The organism is Geobacillus sp. GHH01, assembly GCF_000336445.1.
Lineage (GTDB): Bacteria > Bacillota > Bacilli > Bacillales > Anoxybacillaceae > Geobacillus > Geobacillus zalihae.
In genome coordinates this window covers 2810630-2830505 of record NC_020210.1, presented here as the reverse complement: position 1 = coordinate 2830505, position 19876 = coordinate 2810630, and the positions used below count along the sequence as shown (strand labels likewise).

General features: G+C 55.5%; 17 protein-coding genes. 12 read left to right on the top strand and 5 right to left on the bottom strand.

Annotated elements, in window-relative coordinates; genetic code table 11:
- Positions 1-273: 273 nt before the first annotated feature.
- Positions 274-1368 carry a Xaa-Pro peptidase family protein gene (locus GHH_RS13965; protein ID WP_015375597.1) on the bottom strand — a complete coding sequence of 365 codons (1095 nt, stop codon included), beginning with the start codon at positions 1366-1368 and terminating at the stop codon, positions 274-276.
- A gap of 138 nt (positions 1369-1506) precedes the next feature.
- Between GHH_RS13965 and GHH_RS13960 the strand changes: the two genes are divergently transcribed.
- Together GHH_RS13960 and GHH_RS13955 are read left to right on the top strand one after the other, a co-directional pair.
- Positions 1507-2187, top strand: a complete 681-nt coding sequence (locus tag GHH_RS13960; protein WP_015375596.1) for a metal-dependent hydrolase — start codon at positions 1507-1509, stop codon at positions 2185-2187.
- Positions 2188-2302: 115 nt separating this feature from the next.
- On the top strand, positions 2303-3610 hold the full coding sequence (locus GHH_RS13955) for a CBS domain-containing protein (protein WP_015375595.1): 1308 nt from the start codon (positions 2303-2305) through the stop codon (positions 3608-3610).
- 84 nt (positions 3611-3694) lie between these two features.
- Here GHH_RS13955 and GHH_RS13950 read toward each other — a convergent pair whose 3' ends face one another.
- The gene (locus GHH_RS13950; RefSeq protein WP_013144507.1) at positions 3695-4003 is read right to left on the bottom strand and encodes a YtpI family protein; all 309 of its coding nucleotides are present in this window, start codon (positions 4001-4003) and stop codon (positions 3695-3697) included.
- Between the two features lie 100 nt (positions 4004-4103).
- Here GHH_RS13950 and GHH_RS13945 point away from each other — a divergent pair, with 100 nt between their 5' ends.
- Positions 4104-5051, top strand: coding sequence for a bifunctional oligoribonuclease/PAP phosphatase NrnA (locus GHH_RS13945; RefSeq protein ID WP_013524308.1), 948 nt, complete (start codon positions 4104-4106; stop codon positions 5049-5051).
- 321 nt (positions 5052-5372) lie between these two features.
- Here the strand turns inward: GHH_RS13945 and ytrI are convergent, their stop codons facing one another.
- Positions 5373-5876: a sporulation membrane protein YtrI gene (ytrI, locus tag GHH_RS13940; protein ID WP_015375594.1), complete on the bottom strand. Its 504-nt coding sequence runs from the start codon at positions 5874-5876 to the stop codon at positions 5373-5375.
- Complete coding sequence (locus tag GHH_RS13935) at positions 5873-6214, bottom strand: YtrH family sporulation protein (RefSeq protein ID WP_011232219.1); 342 nt, start codon at positions 6212-6214, stop codon at positions 5873-5875. The genes ytrI and GHH_RS13935 overlap by 4 nt, the downstream gene beginning before the upstream one ends.
- 115 nt (positions 6215-6329) lie before the next feature.
- On the opposite strand from GHH_RS13935, the gene dnaE reads away from it, so the two are divergent.
- The 6 genes from dnaE to pyk all read left to right on the top strand — a co-directional run bounded on the left by dnaE (position 6330) and on the right by pyk (position 15158).
- On the top strand, positions 6330-9611 hold the full coding sequence (gene dnaE, locus GHH_RS13930; RefSeq protein ID WP_015375593.1) for a DNA polymerase III subunit alpha: 3282 nt from the start codon (positions 6330-6332) through the stop codon (positions 9609-9611).
- A gap of 59 nt (positions 9612-9670) precedes the next feature.
- Positions 9671-10354 carry a FadR/GntR family transcriptional regulator gene (locus GHH_RS13925; protein ID WP_015375592.1) on the top strand — a complete coding sequence of 228 codons (684 nt, stop codon included), beginning with the start codon at positions 9671-9673 and terminating at the stop codon, positions 10352-10354.
- 39 nt (positions 10355-10393) lie between these two features.
- Positions 10394-11266, top strand: a complete 873-nt coding sequence (accD, locus tag GHH_RS13920; protein ID WP_015375591.1) for an acetyl-CoA carboxylase, carboxyltransferase subunit beta — start codon at positions 10394-10396, stop codon at positions 11264-11266.
- On the top strand, positions 11251-12228 hold the full coding sequence (gene accA / locus GHH_RS13915; RefSeq protein ID WP_011232215.1) for an acetyl-CoA carboxylase carboxyl transferase subunit alpha: 978 nt from the start codon (positions 11251-11253) through the stop codon (positions 12226-12228). The genes accD and accA overlap by 16 nt, the downstream gene beginning before the upstream one ends.
- 179 nt (positions 12229-12407) lie before the next feature.
- Entirely contained in the window at positions 12408-13367 is a 960-nt protein-coding gene (gene pfkA, locus GHH_RS13910; protein WP_015375590.1) for a 6-phosphofructokinase, read from the top strand.
- Between the two features lie 27 nt (positions 13368-13394).
- The gene (gene pyk / locus GHH_RS13905; protein ID WP_015375589.1) at positions 13395-15158 is read left to right on the top strand and encodes a pyruvate kinase; all 1764 of its coding nucleotides are present in this window, start codon (positions 13395-13397) and stop codon (positions 15156-15158) included.
- Between the two features lie 142 nt (positions 15159-15300).
- Here pyk and ytvI read toward each other — a convergent pair whose 3' ends face one another.
- Positions 15301-16419, bottom strand: coding sequence for a sporulation integral membrane protein YtvI (gene ytvI / locus GHH_RS13900; protein WP_015375588.1), 1119 nt, complete (start codon positions 16417-16419; stop codon positions 15301-15303).
- Positions 16420-16512: 93 nt separating this feature from the next.
- On the opposite strand from ytvI, the gene GHH_RS13895 reads away from it, so the two are divergent.
- The 3 genes from GHH_RS13895 (at position 16513) to icd (ending at position 19872) form a co-directional block, all read left to right on the top strand.
- Complete coding sequence (locus GHH_RS13895; RefSeq protein ID WP_015375587.1) at positions 16513-16968, top strand: DUF441 domain-containing protein; 456 nt, start codon at positions 16513-16515, stop codon at positions 16966-16968.
- Between the two features lie 441 nt (positions 16969-17409).
- The gene (gene citZ / locus GHH_RS13890; protein WP_015375586.1) at positions 17410-18528 is read left to right on the top strand and encodes a citrate synthase; all 1119 of its coding nucleotides are present in this window, start codon (positions 17410-17412) and stop codon (positions 18526-18528) included.
- Between the two features lie 72 nt (positions 18529-18600).
- Positions 18601-19872, top strand: coding sequence for an NADP-dependent isocitrate dehydrogenase (gene icd, locus GHH_RS13885; protein WP_011232209.1), 1272 nt, complete (start codon positions 18601-18603; stop codon positions 19870-19872).
- Positions 19873-19876: the final 4 nt, after the last annotated feature.

Sequence of the window (19876 nt, the reverse complement as noted above, 5' to 3'; positions counted from 1 at the left end):
ATCGGCTTCGGGATCGATCCGGCGGACAGCTTTTGCCAATGGCCTCTCTCGGTGAACTACCCACCACCTACGCTTCGCTTAGAGATGGGGGCTTCAAGCGACTTGTGTGTGTTCGCCGAACGGTAAGCCACACACAAGAACCCTTTACGCTTCCCTTCGTTCCGAAGGTGTCCGTTCTAGCCATATTCTATCCTATTCGTTGGCTGACGCCAACCGAGATTCATCTCCCACTTTCACTTCGTTTCAAAGTGGGAGACTTCTTTCGGAAAGATGTTAAACAATGATCAACTCCTTCGAAAACGACGTCAATACCTCAACCCCATGATCCGTGACCGCGACGTCGTCTTCAATGCGCACGCCGCCGATGGATGGGACGTAAATGCCCGGTTCGATTGTAAACACCATGCCGGGGGCGAGCGGTTCGTTGTTGGCGCCATGAAGCGATGGGTATTCGTGGATCTCGATCCCTAAGCCGTGCCCGACGCGGTGGGTGAAATAGTCTCCGTAGCCGGCTTGTTCGATGACGTTTCGGGCGGCGCGGTCGATCTTCTTCATCGCGGTTTGCGGGCGGCAGGCGTCGATCGCCGCCTGCTGGGCGCGCCGAACGGTATCGTAAATGAGCCGCTGTTCGTCGCTTGCCGTCTGACAGACGACGGTGCGGGTAATGTCGGAGCAATACCCATCGACGATGACGCCTAAATCGAACAGCACGAAATCCCCCGGTGCGACCGCCGCCGTTCCCGGCACGCCGTGCGGATCGGCTGATTTTGCGCCCGTGAGCACGGTCGTGGGAAACGACATCCCTTCAACGCCGAGTTTTTTCAGCTCATATTCAATAACGGCGACAAGTTCGAGCTCCGTCACGCCCGGGCGGATGGCCGAGACGCCGATTTCGATCGCTTTGTCGGCAAGTTCCGCCGCCTGGCGCAACACCTTCATTTCCTGCTCATCCTTGATCAGGCGAAGCTGGCGCAGCTTTTCTTCGGCGTCGTGCCACTTGGCGTTTGGAAACAATGCCGAGAGACGCTCGAAACGGGCGAACGACAAATCGTTTTTCTCAACGGCAATCGAGACGGCCTTGATGCCGCGCGCTTCGAGATGGCGGCGGATCTCGTTCCACGGGTCAGTGCTGTCGTCGTAGCCGATCACCGTATGCCCAAAGCCGCTCCGGCGGGCGCGCGGGACTTCCATTTGCGGGCAGACGAGCGCGGGCTCGCCGTCAGGAAAGACCAAAAGCGCCAGCAACCGTTCGTGCGGGTCGCACCGAAATCCGCTCAAATAAAACACGTTCGCACTTGACGTGACGAAGGCGAATGAACTATGTTGTTGTTGAAGCCAAGAGGAAAATGCTTGCAACCGTTTGTTCATCGTCCCATTCCTTCCTTTTTTCACTGTTGTCCATTTTGAGCGTACCAAGAAACGGGCCGTTTGTAAATGGACAGGCAGGAAAAGAAGGAAATGGGCGAATGGCGGCGAATCATGGGAAGGGAAGGGGGAGATGTGACGATGAAAATCAGCTACCATGGCCATTCGGTTGTCCGCATTGAGACGAACGGAAAAACGATTTTGATCGACCCGTTCATCACCGGCAATGCGACGACCGATTTGAACGCGGCGGATGTGAAAGCGGATGTCATTTTGCTCACGCACGGACACGGGGATCATGTCGGCGATACGGTGGAGATCGCCAAGCGGAACAACGCCCTTGTCGTGGCCACATTTGAGCTGGCGACATATTTAAGCTGGCAAGGGGTTGAAACGTTCGGCATGAACATCGGCGGGGCGCGCGAATTTGACTTTGGCACGGTCAAGTTGACGCAGGCGTTCCACAGCTCCGGGTTTGTGACCGAGGACAAGCAAATCATTTATTTAGGCATGCCGACCGGCATTTTGTTCACGGCCGAAGGGAAAACGATCTACCATGCCGGCGACACCGGGCTGTTTTCCGACATGAAGCTGATCGGCGAGCGCCATAACATCGATGTCGCCTTTTTGCCGATTGGGGACAGCTTCACGATGGGGCCGGAAGACGCGGCCGTTGCCGCCGAGTGGCTCGGAGCGAAACTCGTCGTGCCGATCCATTACAACACGTTCCCGCCGATTGTCCAAGACCCCGAACGGTTCGTCTCGCTTCTACCGTCGGGTGTCGGCCGTGCTCTGAAGCCAGGCGAAAGCATCGAGCTGTAACAGCGGCGCCCTTCCCACTTTGGGAAGGGCGCTTTCTGATGGCCGGCGCGACCGTTGAATCCCCGCTGCTGAGCCCTGTATAATGAAAGTAACAATGCGTAAAGGGTGAAGACCGTTGGCGACCAAACATGAACAAATTTTAGAATACATCCACCGGCTGCCGATCGGCGAGAAAATTTCCGTCCGGCAGATCGCCAAGGAAATGGGCGTGAGCGAAGGAACGGCGTACCGAGCGATCAAAGATGCGGAGAACAAAGGATACGTAAGCACGATCGAGCGCGTCGGCACGATTCGGATCGAGAAAAAGCGGAAGGAAAACATTGAGAAGCTCACGTACGCTGAAGTCGTCAACATTGTCGACGGACAAGTGCTCGGCGGGCGGGAAGGGCTGCACAAGACGCTCAACCGCTTCGTCATTGGGGCGATGCAGCTGGAGGCGATGATGCGCTATACGGGTGCAGGGGATTTGCTTATCGTCGGCAACCGGACGAAGGCGCACGAACTGGCGCTTGAAGCCGGGGCGGCCGTGCTCATCACCGGCGGGTTTGACACGGCCGACCACGTGAAAAAGCTCGCCGATGAGCGGCAGCTGCCGATCATTTCGACGAGCTATGACACGTTTACGGTTGCGACGATGATCAACCGGGCGATTTATGACCAGCTGATCAAAAAGGAGATTGTGCTCGTTGAGGACATTGTCACCCCTGTCGAGAAAACAGCCTATTTATATACAGACGATCCCGTCGAGCGCTGGTATGCGCTAAATCGCGAGACGCGCCATACCCGGTTTCCGGTCGTCGACGACCAGTTGAAAGTGCAAGGCATTGTGACGGCAAAAGACGTGCTGGATGTCGACCGGCAGCTGCCGGTCGAAAAGGTGATGACGAAGCAGCCGATTACGGTGAACGGAAAAACATCGGTCGCATTTGCCTCGCACATCATGGTATGGGAAGGGATTGAACTGCTTCCGGTCGTTGATGACCATAACCGGCTGCAAGGGATCATCAGCCGCCAAGACGTGTTAAAAGCGCTGCAAATGGCGCAGCGTCAGCCGCAAGTCGGGGAGACGATCGATGATCTCATCACCGCCCAGTTTCGTGAGTCAGGCGACAAAGAAACGCTGTTTCGCTGCACGATTACGCCGCAGATGACGAACTATTTAGGGACGCTCTCGTACGGCGTGTTTACGACAATCGTCACCGAAGCAGCGGCGCGCATGCTTCGCGCGTACAAACGCGGCGATTTGGTGATGGAAAATATCACGATTTACTTCATCAAGCCGGTGCAAATCGACAGCACGGTCGACGTGCGGGCAAAGCTTTTAGAGCTCGGGCGCAAGTTCGGCAAAGTGGATGTCGAAGTGTATAACGAAGGCGATCTTGTCGGCAAAGCCATGATGATGTGCCAGCTGATCGACCGATAAACGGTAAAGGAAAAAAAGGATGTCCACTTCCTTATGGGAACATCCTTTTCCTTTATCGTTGGCCGGCGCATACGCCAAACGGCATTACCCTTGTTTTGCCGCTTCCTTTGCCTCTTCGACCGCCTGCGGCAGATAGCAGCGGTAGGCGCGGTAGCCGGCCCAAACGCTCCCGAAGCCTAAGGCGATAAAAATGGCGCAGATGATATAGGTCACGGTTGTCTGATACAAAAACAATTGGTTGATCCCGAACAAGGCAACGAACAGTCCAAGCGCCATGCTCGATTTCGCTGAGAGAAAGCGGCGTTCCATCGGACGATGGGAGCGGACGTAGCGGATTTTATAATAGACGTAAAACGAAAAGGAAAATATAATGAAAATAACCAAGGCTGGCATGGTTGGGTCCCTCCGTTGTTCATTTCTTTTTTCATTGTACATAGAAGCAGGGAAAAATGCCAGCGGTTGAATATGACAGGTGACTAAAGGGGAAGAACGAATGAAACCGGTTCATCAACAAATTCTTGATGCGATTCGTGAATTTGACACGATCATCATCCACCGCCACGTTCGCCCGGACCCGGACGCGTACGGGTCGCAAGGCGGGTTGGCGGCGTTGCTTCGGGCGTCGTTTCCGAAAAAAAGGGTGTACGCGGTCGGAACGGACGATCCGTCGCTGTCGTTTTTGCGGAACATGGATGTCATTGATGATTCTGTGTACGCGCAGGCGCTCGTGATCGTCTGCGATACAGCTAATGAGGAGCGGATTTGCGACAGCCGCTATCGGCTCGGGCGAAAGCTCATTAAAATTGACCATCACCCGAACGACACGCCGTATGGCGACATTATGTGGGTCGATACCGCCGCCAGTTCGACAAGCGAGATGATTTATGAGTTTTATTTGGCGGGGAAAGAGGAAGGGTTGACGATGACCGTTGAGGCGGCGCGTCTCATTTACGCCGGCATTGTCGGCGATACGGGCCGCTTTTTGTTTCCGCGCACAAGTGAAAAAACGTTCCGCTACGCTGGGGAGCTCATTTCGTACGGCTTTTCGCTGACGGAATTGTACGACGGATTGTATCGGACGAGCTTGCCGCTCGCCCGCTTAAGCGGTTATGTGTTGTCGAACTTTATGATCGAGGAAGGGGTGGCGGCTGTGAAAATGCCGCGGGCGCTGCTTGAGGAATACGGCGTCACCCCGCTTGAGGCGTCGCAGCTCGTCAGTTTGCTCGGCAATATTGACGGCATTGTCGCCTGGGTGTTTTTCATTGAGGAAGAACGGGAAATCCGCGTCCGCTTCCGTTCCAAAGGGCCGGTCATCAATGTGGTCGCCAAACGCTACGGCGGCGGCGGCCATCCGCTCGCAGCCGGTGCGTCCATTGCTTCTTGGGAGGAAGCGGATCGCGTGATTGAAGACGTAAAAGCGGTCTGTCGGGCTGAGCGGTGACGGAAACGGGTGGTTTTAACATCTTTCCGAAAGAAGTCTCCCACTTCTAAACGAAGTGAAAGTGGGAGGTGAATTTCAGTAAAACCGTGGGGCACACGGGGATCGCTCGGTCAACTTCCCATCATGAGATGGGATTACCCGAGAAGCCCCCACCTCTAAGCGAAGCGTAGGTGGTGGGAGTATGTCACAAAGTTGTTGTTTCAAATGAAGCGTCATGTTGATAGGAGAAGGCGTCCCGAAGGCTTTCGGGACACCCTCTTTTCCCGCAAGACGCGCTTGTTTGGCACTCCACCGCGGCGGAATGGGGCGGCAAGGCGCGCTCTACGAAAGCGGCGTCAGTTTCACTTCGACGGCCAACAAGGTAAAGATCGTGAGTGTGTGAAGTTCAAGCCGGTATGTCTTCTCGTGGATCGTATACGTTTTGTTTTCAATTGCCCGCTCAATCAGTTCGCGGCTGTTGTACACTGTTTCGATATCTTTCGCAATCAAATGGGACAAATCTTCTTTGACGCTGTCTTCAATGCGAAACGTCGTGTATGAATCAAGTTTATATTGCTCGGCGTTGGCGAGATGGACGGAAACGTCCTGCACGGTCAGCTTTTTTTTCATTTCCTTATTGTAATGAATATAGTCTTCCTGCCAAATGCGAATTTCGTTTTGCAAATCGGCGATCTGTTCGTTGAGCTCATTGACGTGTTGCACTTGTTTTTCCTGCAAGACGCCGAAAATATACAAAAAGACAAACCAACTGATGAGCGCTCCGATCGCCGCACCGGCGAAAAAGCGCTGCCATGACGGGTATTGGTAATACGGAGGAATTCTCATGGCGAAATGTGCTCCTGCGTCAGCCACGTGATGATCGCCACTCCGGTCTGTGCTCCGCCCATGGCGGACAAAATGAGCAAAAATTGCCGCACGATGTCTTTCGTTTCCCCTAAAAACAGCCCTCGCTCAACGACGTAAAACGTGTCAAACGTCCCGCCGATGGCGGCGACGACCGCCCAAATGCGCAAATCGCCGGCAAATCGGTACATGGCCGTCAGCGGCTGGCCGCCGCTCAAAAACGCGCCGAGCGCGCCGATGATGGCGCCGCCAAGCAGCACGCCGACGGCGATAAAATAGCTTTGAATAAACGCCGGCAAGAAGGCCGCTTTTTCGTTCATGCGTTTCCCCGCCCTTTCTTTCTCTCTTATCTATGTATATCAATAGGGTGGACGGAGTATGTAGCCGAAAGAAAAGTTTTCGCCCGTCAAGCGCACGGATGAGGGAGGGATGGTCATGATGTTCGTCCACTTGCATGTGTTGAGCGGATACAGTTTGTTTCAAAGTGCGGCGGCGGTGGAGGCGCTTGCAGCGAGGGCGAAACAGCTCAGCTATCAAGCGCTCGCGCTTACGGACCGGAATGTGTTGTATGGCGCTATTCCGTTTTACCGGGAATGCAAGCAGAACGGCATTCGCCCGATTATCGGCGTGACGGCTGATGTCGCTCTTTCTGGGGAGGAAGCGTTCCCGCTCGTGCTGTTGGCCGCCAATGAAGAGGGGTATCGCCATTTGCTTGAAATCAGCACCATGATACAAATGGGGGAAACAAAGCATATGGAGGAAGCCGCTCTTGTGCGCTTAAGCGGCGGCATCATCGCCATCACTCCCGGAAGCGAGGGACGCGTCGAGTCGCTTGTGGCCGCCGACGAATGGGAGCGGGCGAAAGAGGCGCTTGGCCGCTATCATCAGCTGTTTCCAGGACGGCTGTATGTCGCCGTTCAGCGCGGCGAGCAAACGCGAGCCCCATATGAAGCCGGGTTGTTGCAGCTGGCGGAGGAAACCGGCGTCCCAATCGTGGCGACGAACGACGTCCGTTACGTGGAGCGCAGCGATGCCGTGGCGTGGCGTTGCTTGCAGGCCATCGGCCGCGGCGCGCTGCTCGCTGACATTGAGGACGATAACGGCCGCTATTTGGCGGGGCCAGAGGAGATGGCGCGCCGGTTTGCGGACTTGCCGGAGGCGCTCGAGAACAGCCTGGCGATCGCCGATCAATGCGAGTTGCAGATCGAGTTTGGCGGCTGGCGGCTGCCGGCGTATCCCGTTCCGGACGGAGAGACGGCCGACAGTTATTTGCGCCGCTTATCGGAACAAGGGCTCGCCCGACGCGTGCCGTCGGCCGATGAGCGCTACTGGCGTCGGCTTTCGCATGAGCTGGATGTGATTCAGTCGCTTCATTTCAGCGACTATTTTTTGATCGTCGCCGATGTGCTCGCCTACGCCCGCCGGCGCGGCATCTTAACCGGCCCGGGCCGCGGTTCGGCGGCCGGGTCGCTTGTCGCCTACGCATTGTCGATCACCGATGTCGATCCGATCAAGTATGGGCTTTTGTTTGAACGGTTTTTAAATCCGGAGCGGGCGTCGGTGCCGGATATTGACTTGGATTTTCCTGATGACCGGCGCGAAGAAGTGATTCGCTATGTGGCGGATAAATACGGGCGCGACCGCGTTGCGCAAATCATTACGTTCGGCACGTTCGGCGCCAAAGCGGCGCTGCGCGAGACGGCCAAAGCGCTTGGCGTCCCTGGGCGGGAGGCGGAACAGGTTGCGGCGCTCTTGCCGAGCAAACAAAGTGTGACGCTCCGCCAATGGCATGCCGAGTCCGCCGCTTTTCGGCGCGCGGTGGCAGCGGTTCCGCAAGGGAGAGAGTGGCTGGCTGTTGCGCAAAAACTGGAAGGGCTGCCGCGCCATACGTCGATCCACGCTGCTGGTGTCATCATCAGCCCGGAGCCGCTCGTTCGCTTCGTGCCGCTGCAGCCAAGCCATGGCGAATGGCCGCTGACGCAATACGCGATGGGGGCGCTTGAAGCGCTTGGATTGCTGAAAATTGATTTTCTCGGTTTGCGCACGCTCACGTTGATCGAGCAGATCGTGCGTTTGATCGAGCGGCAGACCGGAAAGCCGTTTGACATCCGCACGTTGCCGCTTGATGATGAAAAAACGTACGCGCTGCTTGGCGCTGGAGATACAAACGGCATTTTTCAGCTCGAATCAAGCGGGATGAAGCGCGTGCTCGCCGAGCTGCGGCCGTCTGAGTTTGAAGATGTCGTCGCCGTCAATGCCTTGTATCGGCCGGGGCCGATGCAAATGATCCCCGTTTACATCCGGCGCAAGCGCGGCGAGGAGCCGATTGAATACATCCATCCTGACCTTGCGCCGATTTTAGCGCCGACATACGGGGTATTGATCTATCAAGAGCAAATTATGCAAATCGCCGCCCGGCTTGCCGGATTTTCGCTCGGACAAGCGGACGTGCTTCGCCGGGCGGTGGCGAAAAAAGAGAAAGCGCTGCTTGCTGAGCAGCGTCAGGCGTTTGTCGCCGGCTGCGTGGCGAACGGCTATCCGAAAGCAGTCGCCGAGGAACTGTACCGACACATCGTCCGCTTTGCCGATTACGGCTTCAACCGAAGCCACGCGGTCAGCTATGCGCTGTTGTCGTATGCGATGGCGTATATGAAAGCTCATTACCCGCTTTGTTTTTATGCGGTCATGCTCACCAATGCTTCCGGCGACCGAGAAAAAGCGGCGGTGTACTATTGGGAGGCGGCGCGAAAAGGGATCAACGTCCTTTTGCCGTCGGTCAACAAAAGCGGTTTTCGCTCTTTTGTGGAGGGGAGCGCCATTCGCCTTGGGCTCGCGATGGTGAAGCAAGTCGGCTCGGCGGCGAAGCTGATTGTCGAGGAGCGGAAAGCGAACGGACCGTTTGCCGACTTCTTTGATTTCGCTGCTCGCTTGCTGCCAAAAGGGCTCGGGCGCCCGGCGCTCGAGGCGCTCATTTCCGTTGGGGCGTTTGACGAGTTCGGTGCAGATCGGGCTTCGCTTCTTGCCAGCATTGACATTGCGATCGAACATGCGCAATGGGTTCAGGCGCTGCAAGCCGGAGGGCTGTCGTTAAAACCGAAATATGCTGCCGCACATTCGTGGCCTTTGTCCGAACGGCGGCGGCGGGAAGCGGAGTTTCTTGGCTTCGCCGTCACCCCGCATCCGGCGGCGGTGTGCCGCCCGTTGCTGCAAGCGGCGGGGGCGGTGTGTGTTGCCGATGTGCAAGGTCCGTCAACTGTAGTCGGGGGAGCGGTCGTCCGCATACGGAAAACGAGAACAAAGCAGGGTGAAGAAATGGCGTTTTTCACCGTCGGCGATGAGAGCGGGGAATTGGAGGCGGTGGCGTTTCCGAACGTTTACCGCCGCGCGGCGGACGTATTGAAAGAAGGACAGTTTGTATTGCTTGCCGGAACGATTGAGGTGCGCGGCGGACGGCGTCAGCTCATCATTCGCCGCGCCGAGCGCCTGCTCGTGTCAGCGCTGTATATTAACGCAGGCCATGCGCTATCGGATGGACCGCGGCTTGCGGCGTTGAAGCAGCTGCTCGAACAACACCACGGAAGCATTCCGGTTTATTTATACGACGAAGCGAAGCGGAAGCTTCTCCGCCTGCCGGAACGGTATGCGGTTGACTTCACCGCGCCGCTTGTCGACGAATTGCTCTCTCTATTCGGTGCTGGGCGCGTCGCTGTCAAATAAGTCACCCTTTACTATTTCGCTATTTTGTTATATCGTATAACCATTAGGTGGTCAGACCAGTGGATGAAGCGAGGGAGAGGGGTCATTGTATCAAAGAGGAGAACGTGTATGCCGAGACGTTGAAACATATCCACCGCATGATGGCGGAAGACAACTTAGCCCCTGGCGACAAGCTGCCGTCGGAGCGCGAGCTGGCCGAACGGCTCGGCGTCGGGCGTTCATCGGTGCGCGAGGCGTTGCGGGCGCTTGAATTTCTCGGCTTGATTGAAACGCGGCGCGGTGAGGGGAGGTATAGGCGTGAGGTTGGCAGCCACCAGCTGATCGACCTGTTGGCGATGTTTTTGTTGGAAAACGAACGGGCGAAGGCCGATTTGGCGGAAACAAAATGGCTCATCGAGCGCCTGTTGCTTGCCCTTGCGTGTCGGCGCCGGAGCGCGGAGGACGTAGACGAGTTGAAAAAAATCGTTCGTCAAAAACCGATTGATTTCGCGCGGTTTTTCGAGACGGTGGTGGAAGCGGCTGGCAATGTTTTGCTCGCCCGCATTTGGCGGGTGCTGTCGGGGTTTGCCGCTTCATTTGCGCCCGAGCCGCCCCTTGCCGACGCCAGCTATGAACAGCTGCTTGCCGCTTTGGAAAGGCAAGATCCGGCGGAGACTGTCGCCGTTTGGGAGGCGCAACGGCCTTCGCCGTTGTCGAAACAGGCCGGACATCGTTTGACAAACAATGATGTCCATTTTCGATAAAGTAGTAGAGAGGCGAAAACGCAAAGGAGGGGCTCCCTCGTGTGGAAAGACTTGTTTGTGAAAAAGAAAAAGTATGCACCGCTGCCTTCAGAACAAGCGAGGCATGAAGTGCCGGAAGGCGTGATGACGAAATGTCCGCAATGCAAGAAAATTATGTATACAAAAGAGTTGATCAAAAACTTGCGCGTTTGCCTAAGCTGCGGCTACCATCATCCGATGCCGGCGCGTGAACGGATTGCAAGCCTTCTTGATGACGGCAGCTTCCGCGAGTATGACGCCGATATGATCTCGGTCAATCCGCTCGGCTTTCCGGGCTACATCGAAAAACTGGAAGAAGACCGGCGCAAGTCAGGGCTGAACGAGGCGGTCGTCACCGGCGAAGGAGCGCTTTATGGCCATCCGCTCGTCATTGCTGTCATGGATTCATCGTTTCGCATGGGCAGCATGGGCTCGGTCGTCGGCGAAAAAATCACCCGCGCCGTCGAACGAGCGCGCGAACAGCAGATGCCGTTTCTCATTTTCACCGCTTCCGGCGGCGCCCGCATGCAGGAAGGGGTGTTGAGCCTCATGCAAATGGCGAAAACAAGCGCGGCGCTCAAACGGTTCAGCAACGACGGCGGCTTGTTCATCTCCGTCATGACCCACCCGACGACCGGCGGTGTATCGGCGAGTTTCGCCTCGCTTGGGGATTATAACTTTGCCGAGCCGGGGGCGCTCATTGGTTTTGCCGGCCGCCGCGTCATCGAGCAGACGGTGCGCGAAGAGCTGCCGAACGATTTCCAGACGGCGGAGTTTTTGCTGAAGCACGGGCAGCTTGATGCCGTCATTCACCGCCACGAGCTGAAAGAAACGCTTGCGGTCGTCTTGGATCTTCATCAAAAAGGAGGGGAAGAGGGATGGTGGCGGAATTAGAATTCGAAAAGCCGCTTGTCGAGCTGCGCCGCAAAATTCAAGAGTTGAAAGAGTTCATGAAAACGGCGGATGTCGATTTATCGGCGGAAATCGAAAAGCTTGAGGCGCGCCTCGCCAAGCTGGAAAACGAGATTTATGCGAATTTGACGCCGTGGGACCGCGTGCAAATCGCCCGCCACCCGCAGCGGCCGACGACGCTCGATTACATCGAGCGGTTGTTTACGAACTTTCTTGAGTGCCACGGCGACCGCTGCTTTGGCGATGACGAGGCGATCGTCGGCGGCATCGCCAAATACGACGGACTCCCCGTGACGGTCATCGGCCACCAGCGCGGCAAAGATACGAAAGAAAACTTGCGCCGCAACTTTGGCATGCCGCATCCGGAAGGATACCGGAAGGCGCTGCGGCTCATGAAGCAGGCAGAAAAGTTTTCGCGGCCGATCATCTGCTTTATCGACACGAAAGGCGCCTACCCGGGCAAAGCGGCCGAAGAGCGCGGGCAAAGCGAGGCGATCGCCCGCAACTTGTTTGAAATGGCTGGGCTCACGGTGCCTGTCGTCTGCATCGTCATCGGAGAGGGCGGAAGCGGCGGGGCGCTTGCCCTTGGCGTCGGCAATCATATCCATATGCTGGAAAATTCGACGTACTCGGTCATCTCGCCGGAAGGGGCGGCGGCGATTTTGTGGAAAGACGCCTCATTGGCGCAGCGGGCGGCGGAAACGATGAAAATCACCGCTCATGACTTAAAGGCGCTCGGCGTCATCGATGAAATCATTCCAGAAGTCAAAGGCGGCGCTCATCGCAACGCCGACGAGCAGGCAAAAGAAATTGACCGCGTGCTGCGCCGTTCGCTCAAACAGCTGTTGGCGCTTGACGGCGAAGAGCTCGTCCGGCAGCGCTATGAAAAATTTAAACAAATGGGCCAAGTGTCGTTTTTGCCGGAAACGATTCGGGCAAGATAAGGAAAAAGCTGTCTCCGTCGCGGGACAGCTTTGTTCTATCGTGAAAAAATCCACTTTTGTAAGCCGTTTCATCGATCGCTTCTGTATTGTGTTCCGCTGTTGTTCATGGTACATTAGGGATGTTCAAGAAGACGTATGAGGTCGGACGTGTGCAATTCAATGCAAACGAGGTGGAAATGATGAAACGGATTGGTGTGTTGACAAGCGGCGGCGACTCGCCGGGCATGAATGCGGCCATTCGCGCTGTCGTCCGCAAAGCGATTTACCATGGGGTGGAAGTGTACGGAATCTACCACGGGTATGCCGGGTTGATCGCCGGCAATATCAAAAAGCTGGAAGTCGGGGACGTCGGGGACATCATCCATCGCGGCGGCACCATCCTTTATACCGCGCGCTGCCCGGAGTTTAAGACGGAAGAAGGACAGAAAAAGGGGATCGAGCAGCTGAAAAAGCACGGCATTGAAGGGCTGGTCGTCATCGGCGGCGACGGGTCGTATCAAGGGGCGAAAAAATTGACGGAGCACGGCTTCCCGTGCGTCGGCGTGCCCGGGACGATCGACAACGACATTCCAGGCACCGATTTTACGATCGGTTTTGACACCGCGCTCAATACGGTCATTGACGCCATTGACAAAATCCGCGACACGGCGACGTCGCATGAGCGGACGTACGTCGTCGAAGTGATGGGCCGCCATGCCGGCGATATTGCGCTATGGTCGGGGCTTGCCGGAGGGGCGGAGACGATTTTGATTCCGGAAGCGGACTACGACATGGACGACATCATCGCTCGCTTGAAGCGCGGCCATGAACGCGGCAAAAAACACAGCATCATCATCGTCGCCGAGGGAGTCGGCAGCGGCGTCGACTTCGGACGGCAAATTCAAGAGGCGACCGGCTTTGAGACGCGCGTGACGGTGCTTGGCCATGTGCAGCGCGGCGGATCGCCGACGGCGTTTGACCGCGTGTTAGCGAGCCGCCTCGGCGCCCATGCGGTCGAGCTGCTCCTTGAAGGCAAAGGCGGCCGCTGCGTTGGCATTCAAAACAACCAAATCGTGGACCATGACATTGCCGAAGCGTTGGCGAAAACACATACGGTCGATCAGCGGATGTATACCTTGTCGAAAGAGCTGTCGATTTAATTCCCGAGGGGAAAGGAAGAAGAAGTGATGAAGCGGAAAACGAAAATCGTCTGTACGATCGGGCCGGCCAGCGAGAGCGTAGACAAGCTCGTGCAATTGATCGAAGCGGGGATGAACGTGGCGCGCCTCAACTTTTCGCACGGAGATCATGAGGAACACGGGCGGCGCATCGCCAACATTCGCGAGGCGGCGAGGCAGACGGGCCAAACGGTCGCCATTTTGCTCGATACGAAAGGTCCGGAAATCCGCACGCACAATATGGAGAACGGCGCCATCGAACTGAAGGAAGGGGCAAAGCTCATCATTTCGATGAGCGAAGTGCTCGGCACGCCGGAAAAAATTTCTGTCACCTATCCGGGGCTGATCGATGATGTGTCCGTTGGTTCGAAAATTTTGCTGGACGACGGGTTGATCGGCCTTGAAGTCAACGCAGTCGACAAGCAAGCTGGAGAAATTGTCACGACCGTCTTAAACAGCGGTGTGCTCAAAAACAAAAAAGGGGTCAATGTCCCCGGCGTGCGTGTCAATTTGCCGGGCATCACCGAGAAGGACCGAGCCGATATTTTATTTGGCATCCGCCAAGGCATCGACTTCATCGCCGCCTCGTTTGTGCGCCGGGCGTCTGATGTGCTCGAAATCCGCGAGCTGCTCGAGGCGAATGACGCCTTACATATCCAAATTATCGCGAAAATTGAAAATGAAGAAGGCGTCGCCAACATCGATGAAATTTTGGAAGCCGCCGATGGCCTCATGGTGGCGCGCGGCGACCTTGGCGTTGAGATTCCGGCTGAGGAAGTGCCTCTCATTCAAAAAATGCTCATTAAAAAGTGCAACATGCTTGGCAAGCCGGTCATCACGGCGACGCAAATGCTCGACTCGATGCAGCGCAATCCGCGGCCGACGCGGGCTGAGGCGAGCGATGTCGCCAACGCCATTTTTGACGGCACCGACGCCGTCATGCTTTCCGGAGAAACCGCAGCCGGCCAGTATCCGGTCGAAGCGGTAAGGACGATGCACCAAATCGCGCTCCGCACCGAGCAGGCGCTGGAGCATCGCGACATTTTGTCCCAGCGCACGAAAGAGAGCCGAACGACGATCACCGATGCCATCGGCCAATCGGTCGCCCACACGGCGCTCAATTTGGATGTCGCGGCGATCGTGACGCCGACGGTGAGCGGAAAAACGCCGCAGATGGTGGCGAAATACCGCCCGAAAGCCCCGATCATCGCGGTGACATCAAACGAAGCGGTCTCGCGGCGGCTGGCGCTCATTTGGGGCGTGTATACGAAAGAAGCACCGCATGTCAATACAACCGATGAAATGCTCGATGTGGCGGTCGACGCGGCAGTGCGCTCCGGCTTGGTGAAGCACGGCGACTTGGTCGTCATCACGGCCGGCGTGCCGGTCGGCGAAACGGGATCGACGAACTTAATGAAAGTGCACGTCATCAGCGACTTGCTTGCCAAAGGGCAAGGCATCGGTCGCAAGTCGGCATTCGGCAAGGCGGTCGTCGCCAAAACGGCGGAAGAGGCGTGCCAAAAAATGGTAGAGGGCGGCATTTTAGTCACCATCAGCACCGATGCCGATATGATGCCGGCTCTCGAAAAAGCAGCGGCGATCATTACTGAGGAAGGCGGGTTGACGAGCCATGCGGCGGTCGTCGGCTTAAGCCTTGGCATTCCGGTCGTCGTCGGGGTGGAAAATGCCACAAGCTTGTTTAAAGATGGGCAAGAGATCACGGTCGATGGCGGCTTTGGCGCCGTCTACCGCGGCCATGCGAGCGTGTTGTAACGGACGTTGCAGCAAAACAGGGTGTCCCAAAAGCAGCGGGACACCCTTTCGCATCGTCCTGTATACCCATTAAACATCTTTGTGAAACGAAAGATTGTATTCCTATTATAGAAAGCCGAGCTTTTGAGACAGCTCCCTTCGATTACGTGGTCGGCTTGCCGATAATAAAGCGCCAAAGATCACGAAAAACATTGGCGCTATGGAGCGTGCGGATGATGACAAGCGCGACGGGGCCGGCAATCAAGCCGAGAAAGCCGAGCAGCTTGAAGCCGACGAACAAGGCGATGAGCGTGGCGAGCGGATCGAGGCCGATCGTTGAAGAAAGCACTTTCGGCTCCATGATTTGCCGTTGGACGAGGACGACGACATACAGCACGCCCAATCCGATGGCAAACGGAATGTCGCCGCTAGCCATGGTGTAAATGATCCAAGGAACAAATACAATCCCCGTTCCCAAATATGGCAAAAGATCGACGAACCCGATGATCAATGCGATCGTAATGGCGTAATCGACGCGCAAAATAAGCAAGCCGATCAACACGATGACCGTCGTAATCGAAATGAGCGTCGCCTGCGCTTTGATAAAGCCAAACAGCGCCCGCTTTAAATCAAGAAACACCGTTTTTCCGCTTGTGCGGGCTTTCGTCGGCAGCCATTGCTGCGCCATGCGCACGAGACGCCGCCAGTCTTTGCTGATAAAAAACGTCGCCAACAGCGAAAAAATAAACACGGTCGCGGCATTCGGCAGCCAGGCGAGAAGCTGCGGAATGTTTTGCAGGATGCTTTGGACAAATTCACCAACCGTCGTCCCCATTTTTTTTCCGACGGCTTGAATGTTTTGCATAATCGTATCCTGTTGGGTGGCGCTTAAACTTTTAAACATCCCGGCCAAATCTTTGTAAATCGGGATGATTTGGTCGGCGACGAACGTCTCCATATACGTGATCAATGCTTGAAATTTTTCCGGCACGACGCGGGCTAAATATTGCGTTCCCGAAACGATTTCGGCAACAAGAAGCGTGACCAAGCCGGCGACCGCGGCAAACAACATGATGAGCGTGACGCTGACCGCTAGCCAGCGCGGCATTTTCGCTTTCCGCTCCAAAGCATCGACGAGCGGGTTGATGATCATCGCGATGAAAAAGGCGATGATGAACGGATACGTCACCGTCGCGATGTAGTACGCAGCGATGGCGCCGAGCGCGACAGCGGCGATGACAAGAAAAAAGCGCAAAAAGCGATCAACATAAACTCGGGACAATGTTTCACCTCCAACGACGTTCCATATTGATATATTACACGTTTTCTTACGGGGAAGCAAAAAGACAAGTTTCATAGGAAAGGACGGACGACCGTGAACGAACCGGTGTTGTTTTTATTGTTGTTGCTTGCGCTCGGCTTTCTTGCGAAAAACAAGTCGCTTATTGTCGCCGTCGTTGTGCTGTTGGCCATCAAACTTGTCAGCTTGGATCAAAAAGTGCTGCCGATCATTCAGTCCAAAGGGATCAACTGGGGAGTGACGGTCATTACGATCGCCGTGCTCGCTCCCATCGCCTCTGGGGAGATCGGCTTTCGGCAGCTTGTCGGCTCTTTGCAGTCGTTGTCGGCCTGGGTGGCGCTCGCATCTGGCATTTTTGTCGCCTTGATCGCCAAAAATGGAGTAACGCTCCTTGCCCATGACCCGCATATGACAGCGGCGCTTGTGCTCGGAACCATCCTCGCGGTTTCACTGTTTCATGGGGTGGCGGTTGGTCCATTGATCGGCGCTGGCATTGCCTATACGGTCATCAAAATGGTAGAATATTTTTGATCACCAGGCGGCGTGTGGGATCCTCCGTTTTAAGATGAATGGATTTCTATTTTATTCCTGATCATCATTTCTTTGGCTCTTCACCAAAAGTTGTACTTGATTTTTTCTGAACTCTATTTACGCTTGTAAGGGAAAATCAACAAATCAGTGATTTTTTCAAATCTTTGTGCAGGAAGCTGTATTGCTTGTCAAGTACATGTTGTGGTGAAGAGCCATTTCTTTTGACGTGTGACAGCTGACAAAAGTCTGATAATTGTTTATAATAATAAACGTGAGTGAGTTTTCGGCCAAGCATTGTACAGCTGTTGCGACGGGGCGGTTGCCGCCGGCGTCATGTAAGCACTTTCGCGCGCGCGTTTGTTTTTGCCTCCATTTCGAGCAAGCGCTCATCGGCCATCGGTCGTTATGGCCGGAACTTATGAAGAGAAGGGGAGATTGAACATGACAGTAACCCGTGGGTTAGAGGGAGTTGTGGCCACAACTTCAAGCATCAGTTCGATCATCGATGACACGTTGACGTATGTCGGTTATGACATTGACGATTTAGCCGAAAACGCTTCCTTCGAAGAAGTCGTTTATTTGCTTTGGCATCGCGAACTGCCGACGAAAGAGCAGCTTGAGGAATTAAAGAAACAGTTGGCGGAAAACGCTGAAATTCCAAATGAAATCATTGAACACTTCAAGCTGTATCCGATTGACAAGGTGCATCCGATGGCGGCTTTGCGCACCGCGGTATCGCTTCTCGGCTTGTATGATGAAGAGGCGGATGTGATGACGAAAGAGGCGAATTATCGGAAAGCCATTCGCCTGCAGGCGAAAATCCCGACGATTGTCACCGCCTTCGCCCGCGTGCGCAAAGGGTTGGAACCGGTTGCGCCGCGCAAAGATTTGAGCTTTGCCGCCAATTTCTTGTACATGCTGACCGGCAAAGAACCAGACGACATCGCCACGGAAGCGTTCAACAAGGCGCTCGTGCTGCATGCCGACCACGAGTTGAACGCGTCGACGTTCACGGCGCGCGTCTGCGTAGCCACGCTGTCCGATATGTATTCCGGCATCACGGCGGCGATCGGAGCCTTGAAAGGGCCGCTTCACGGCGGGGCGAACGAAGCGGTGATGAAAATGTTGACGGAAATCGGCACGGTCGACAACGTCGAGCCATACATCCGCAGAAAGCTCGCCAACAAAGAAAAAATTATGGGCTTTGGCCATCGCGTTTACCGAAAAGGCGACCCGCGCGCCAAACATTTGAAAAAAATGTCGGAAAAACTGACGAAGCTCGTCGGCGAGCCGCATTGGTATGAAATGTCGACGAAGATTGAAGAAATCGTCACATCGGAAAAAGCGCTGCCGCCAAACGTTGACTTTTATTCCGCCTCGGTTTACCATTGTTTAGGAATCGATCATGATTTGTTTACGCCGATTTTTGCCGTCAGCCGCACCTCGGGATGGTTGGCTCACATCTTGGAACAATACGACAACAACCGTCTCATCCGTCCGCGCGCTGAGTACACCGGCCCAGGCAAGCGGGCGTACGTGCCGATCGACGAGCGCGGCTAAAACAAGTGGACAAGGCGGTGAAGGCGCGCCTTCACGCCTTTTTATAAAAAAACTGCATTGGGGGTTTTGCTCGTGACGCAAGGAGAAAAAATTACAGTCCAAAATGGTGTGCTCAACGTTCCGAACAACCCGATCATTCCGTTCATCGAGGGGGATGGAACCGGCCCGGACATTTGGGCGGCCGCTTCGCGCGTGCTCGAAGCAGCGGTGGAAAAAGCGTACAAAGGTGAGAAAAAAATCGTTTGGAAGGAAGTGCTCGCTGGTGAAAAAGCGTACAAGCTGACGGGCAGCTGGCTTCCGGATGAAACGCTTGAGACGATCCGCGAATACATAATCGCCATTAAAGGGCCGTTGACGACGCCGGTCGGCGGCGGCATCCGCTCGCTGAACGTCGCGCTCCGCCAAGAGCTCGACCTGTTTGTCTGCTTGCGCCCGGTTCGCTACTTCCCAGGCGTTCCGTCGCCGGTGAAACGCCCGGAAGACACCGATATGGTCATTTTCCGGGAAAACACGGAAGACATCTACGCTGGCATTGAATATGCCAAAGGCACGCCGGAAGTGAAAAAAGTCATCGACTTTTTGCAAAACGAAATGGGCGTGCGCAAAATCCGCTTCCCGGAAACGTCCGGCATCGGCATTAAACCGATTTCCGAACAAGGGACGAAACGGCTTGTGCGCGCGGCGATCAACTACGCGATCGAACACGGCCGCAAGTCGGTGACGCTCGTTCATAAAGGAAACATTATGAAATTCACCGAAGGCGCGTTTAAAAACTGGGGTTATGAACTGGCGGAGGAAGAATTCGCCGACAAAGTGTTCACGTGGGCGCAATACGACCGAATCGTTGAAACGGAAGGCAAGGAAGCGGCGAACAAAGCGCTTGCTGATGCGGAAGCGTCCGGCAAAATCATTATCAAAGATGTCATCGCCGACATCTTCCTGCAACAAATTTTGACGCGTCCGCGCGAATTTGACGTCATCGCGACGATGAACTTAAACGGCGACTACATTTCCGACGCGCTGGCCGCTCAAGTCGGCGGCATCGGCATCGCGCCGGGGGCAAACATCAACTACGAAACCGGCCACGCGATTTTCGAAGCGACGCACGGCACGGCGCCGAAATACGCAGGGCTTGACAAAGTCAACCCATCGTCCGTCATTCTCTCGGGCGTCATGATGTTTGAGCATCTTGGTTGGAACGAAGCAGCGAAATTGATCATCAAAGCGATGGAGAAAACGATCGCTGCGAAAATCGTCACGTATGACTTCGCCCGCCTGATGGAAGGGGCGACGGAAGTGAAATGCTCCGAATTTGCTGATGCGCTCATCCGCAATATGGACTAACCTT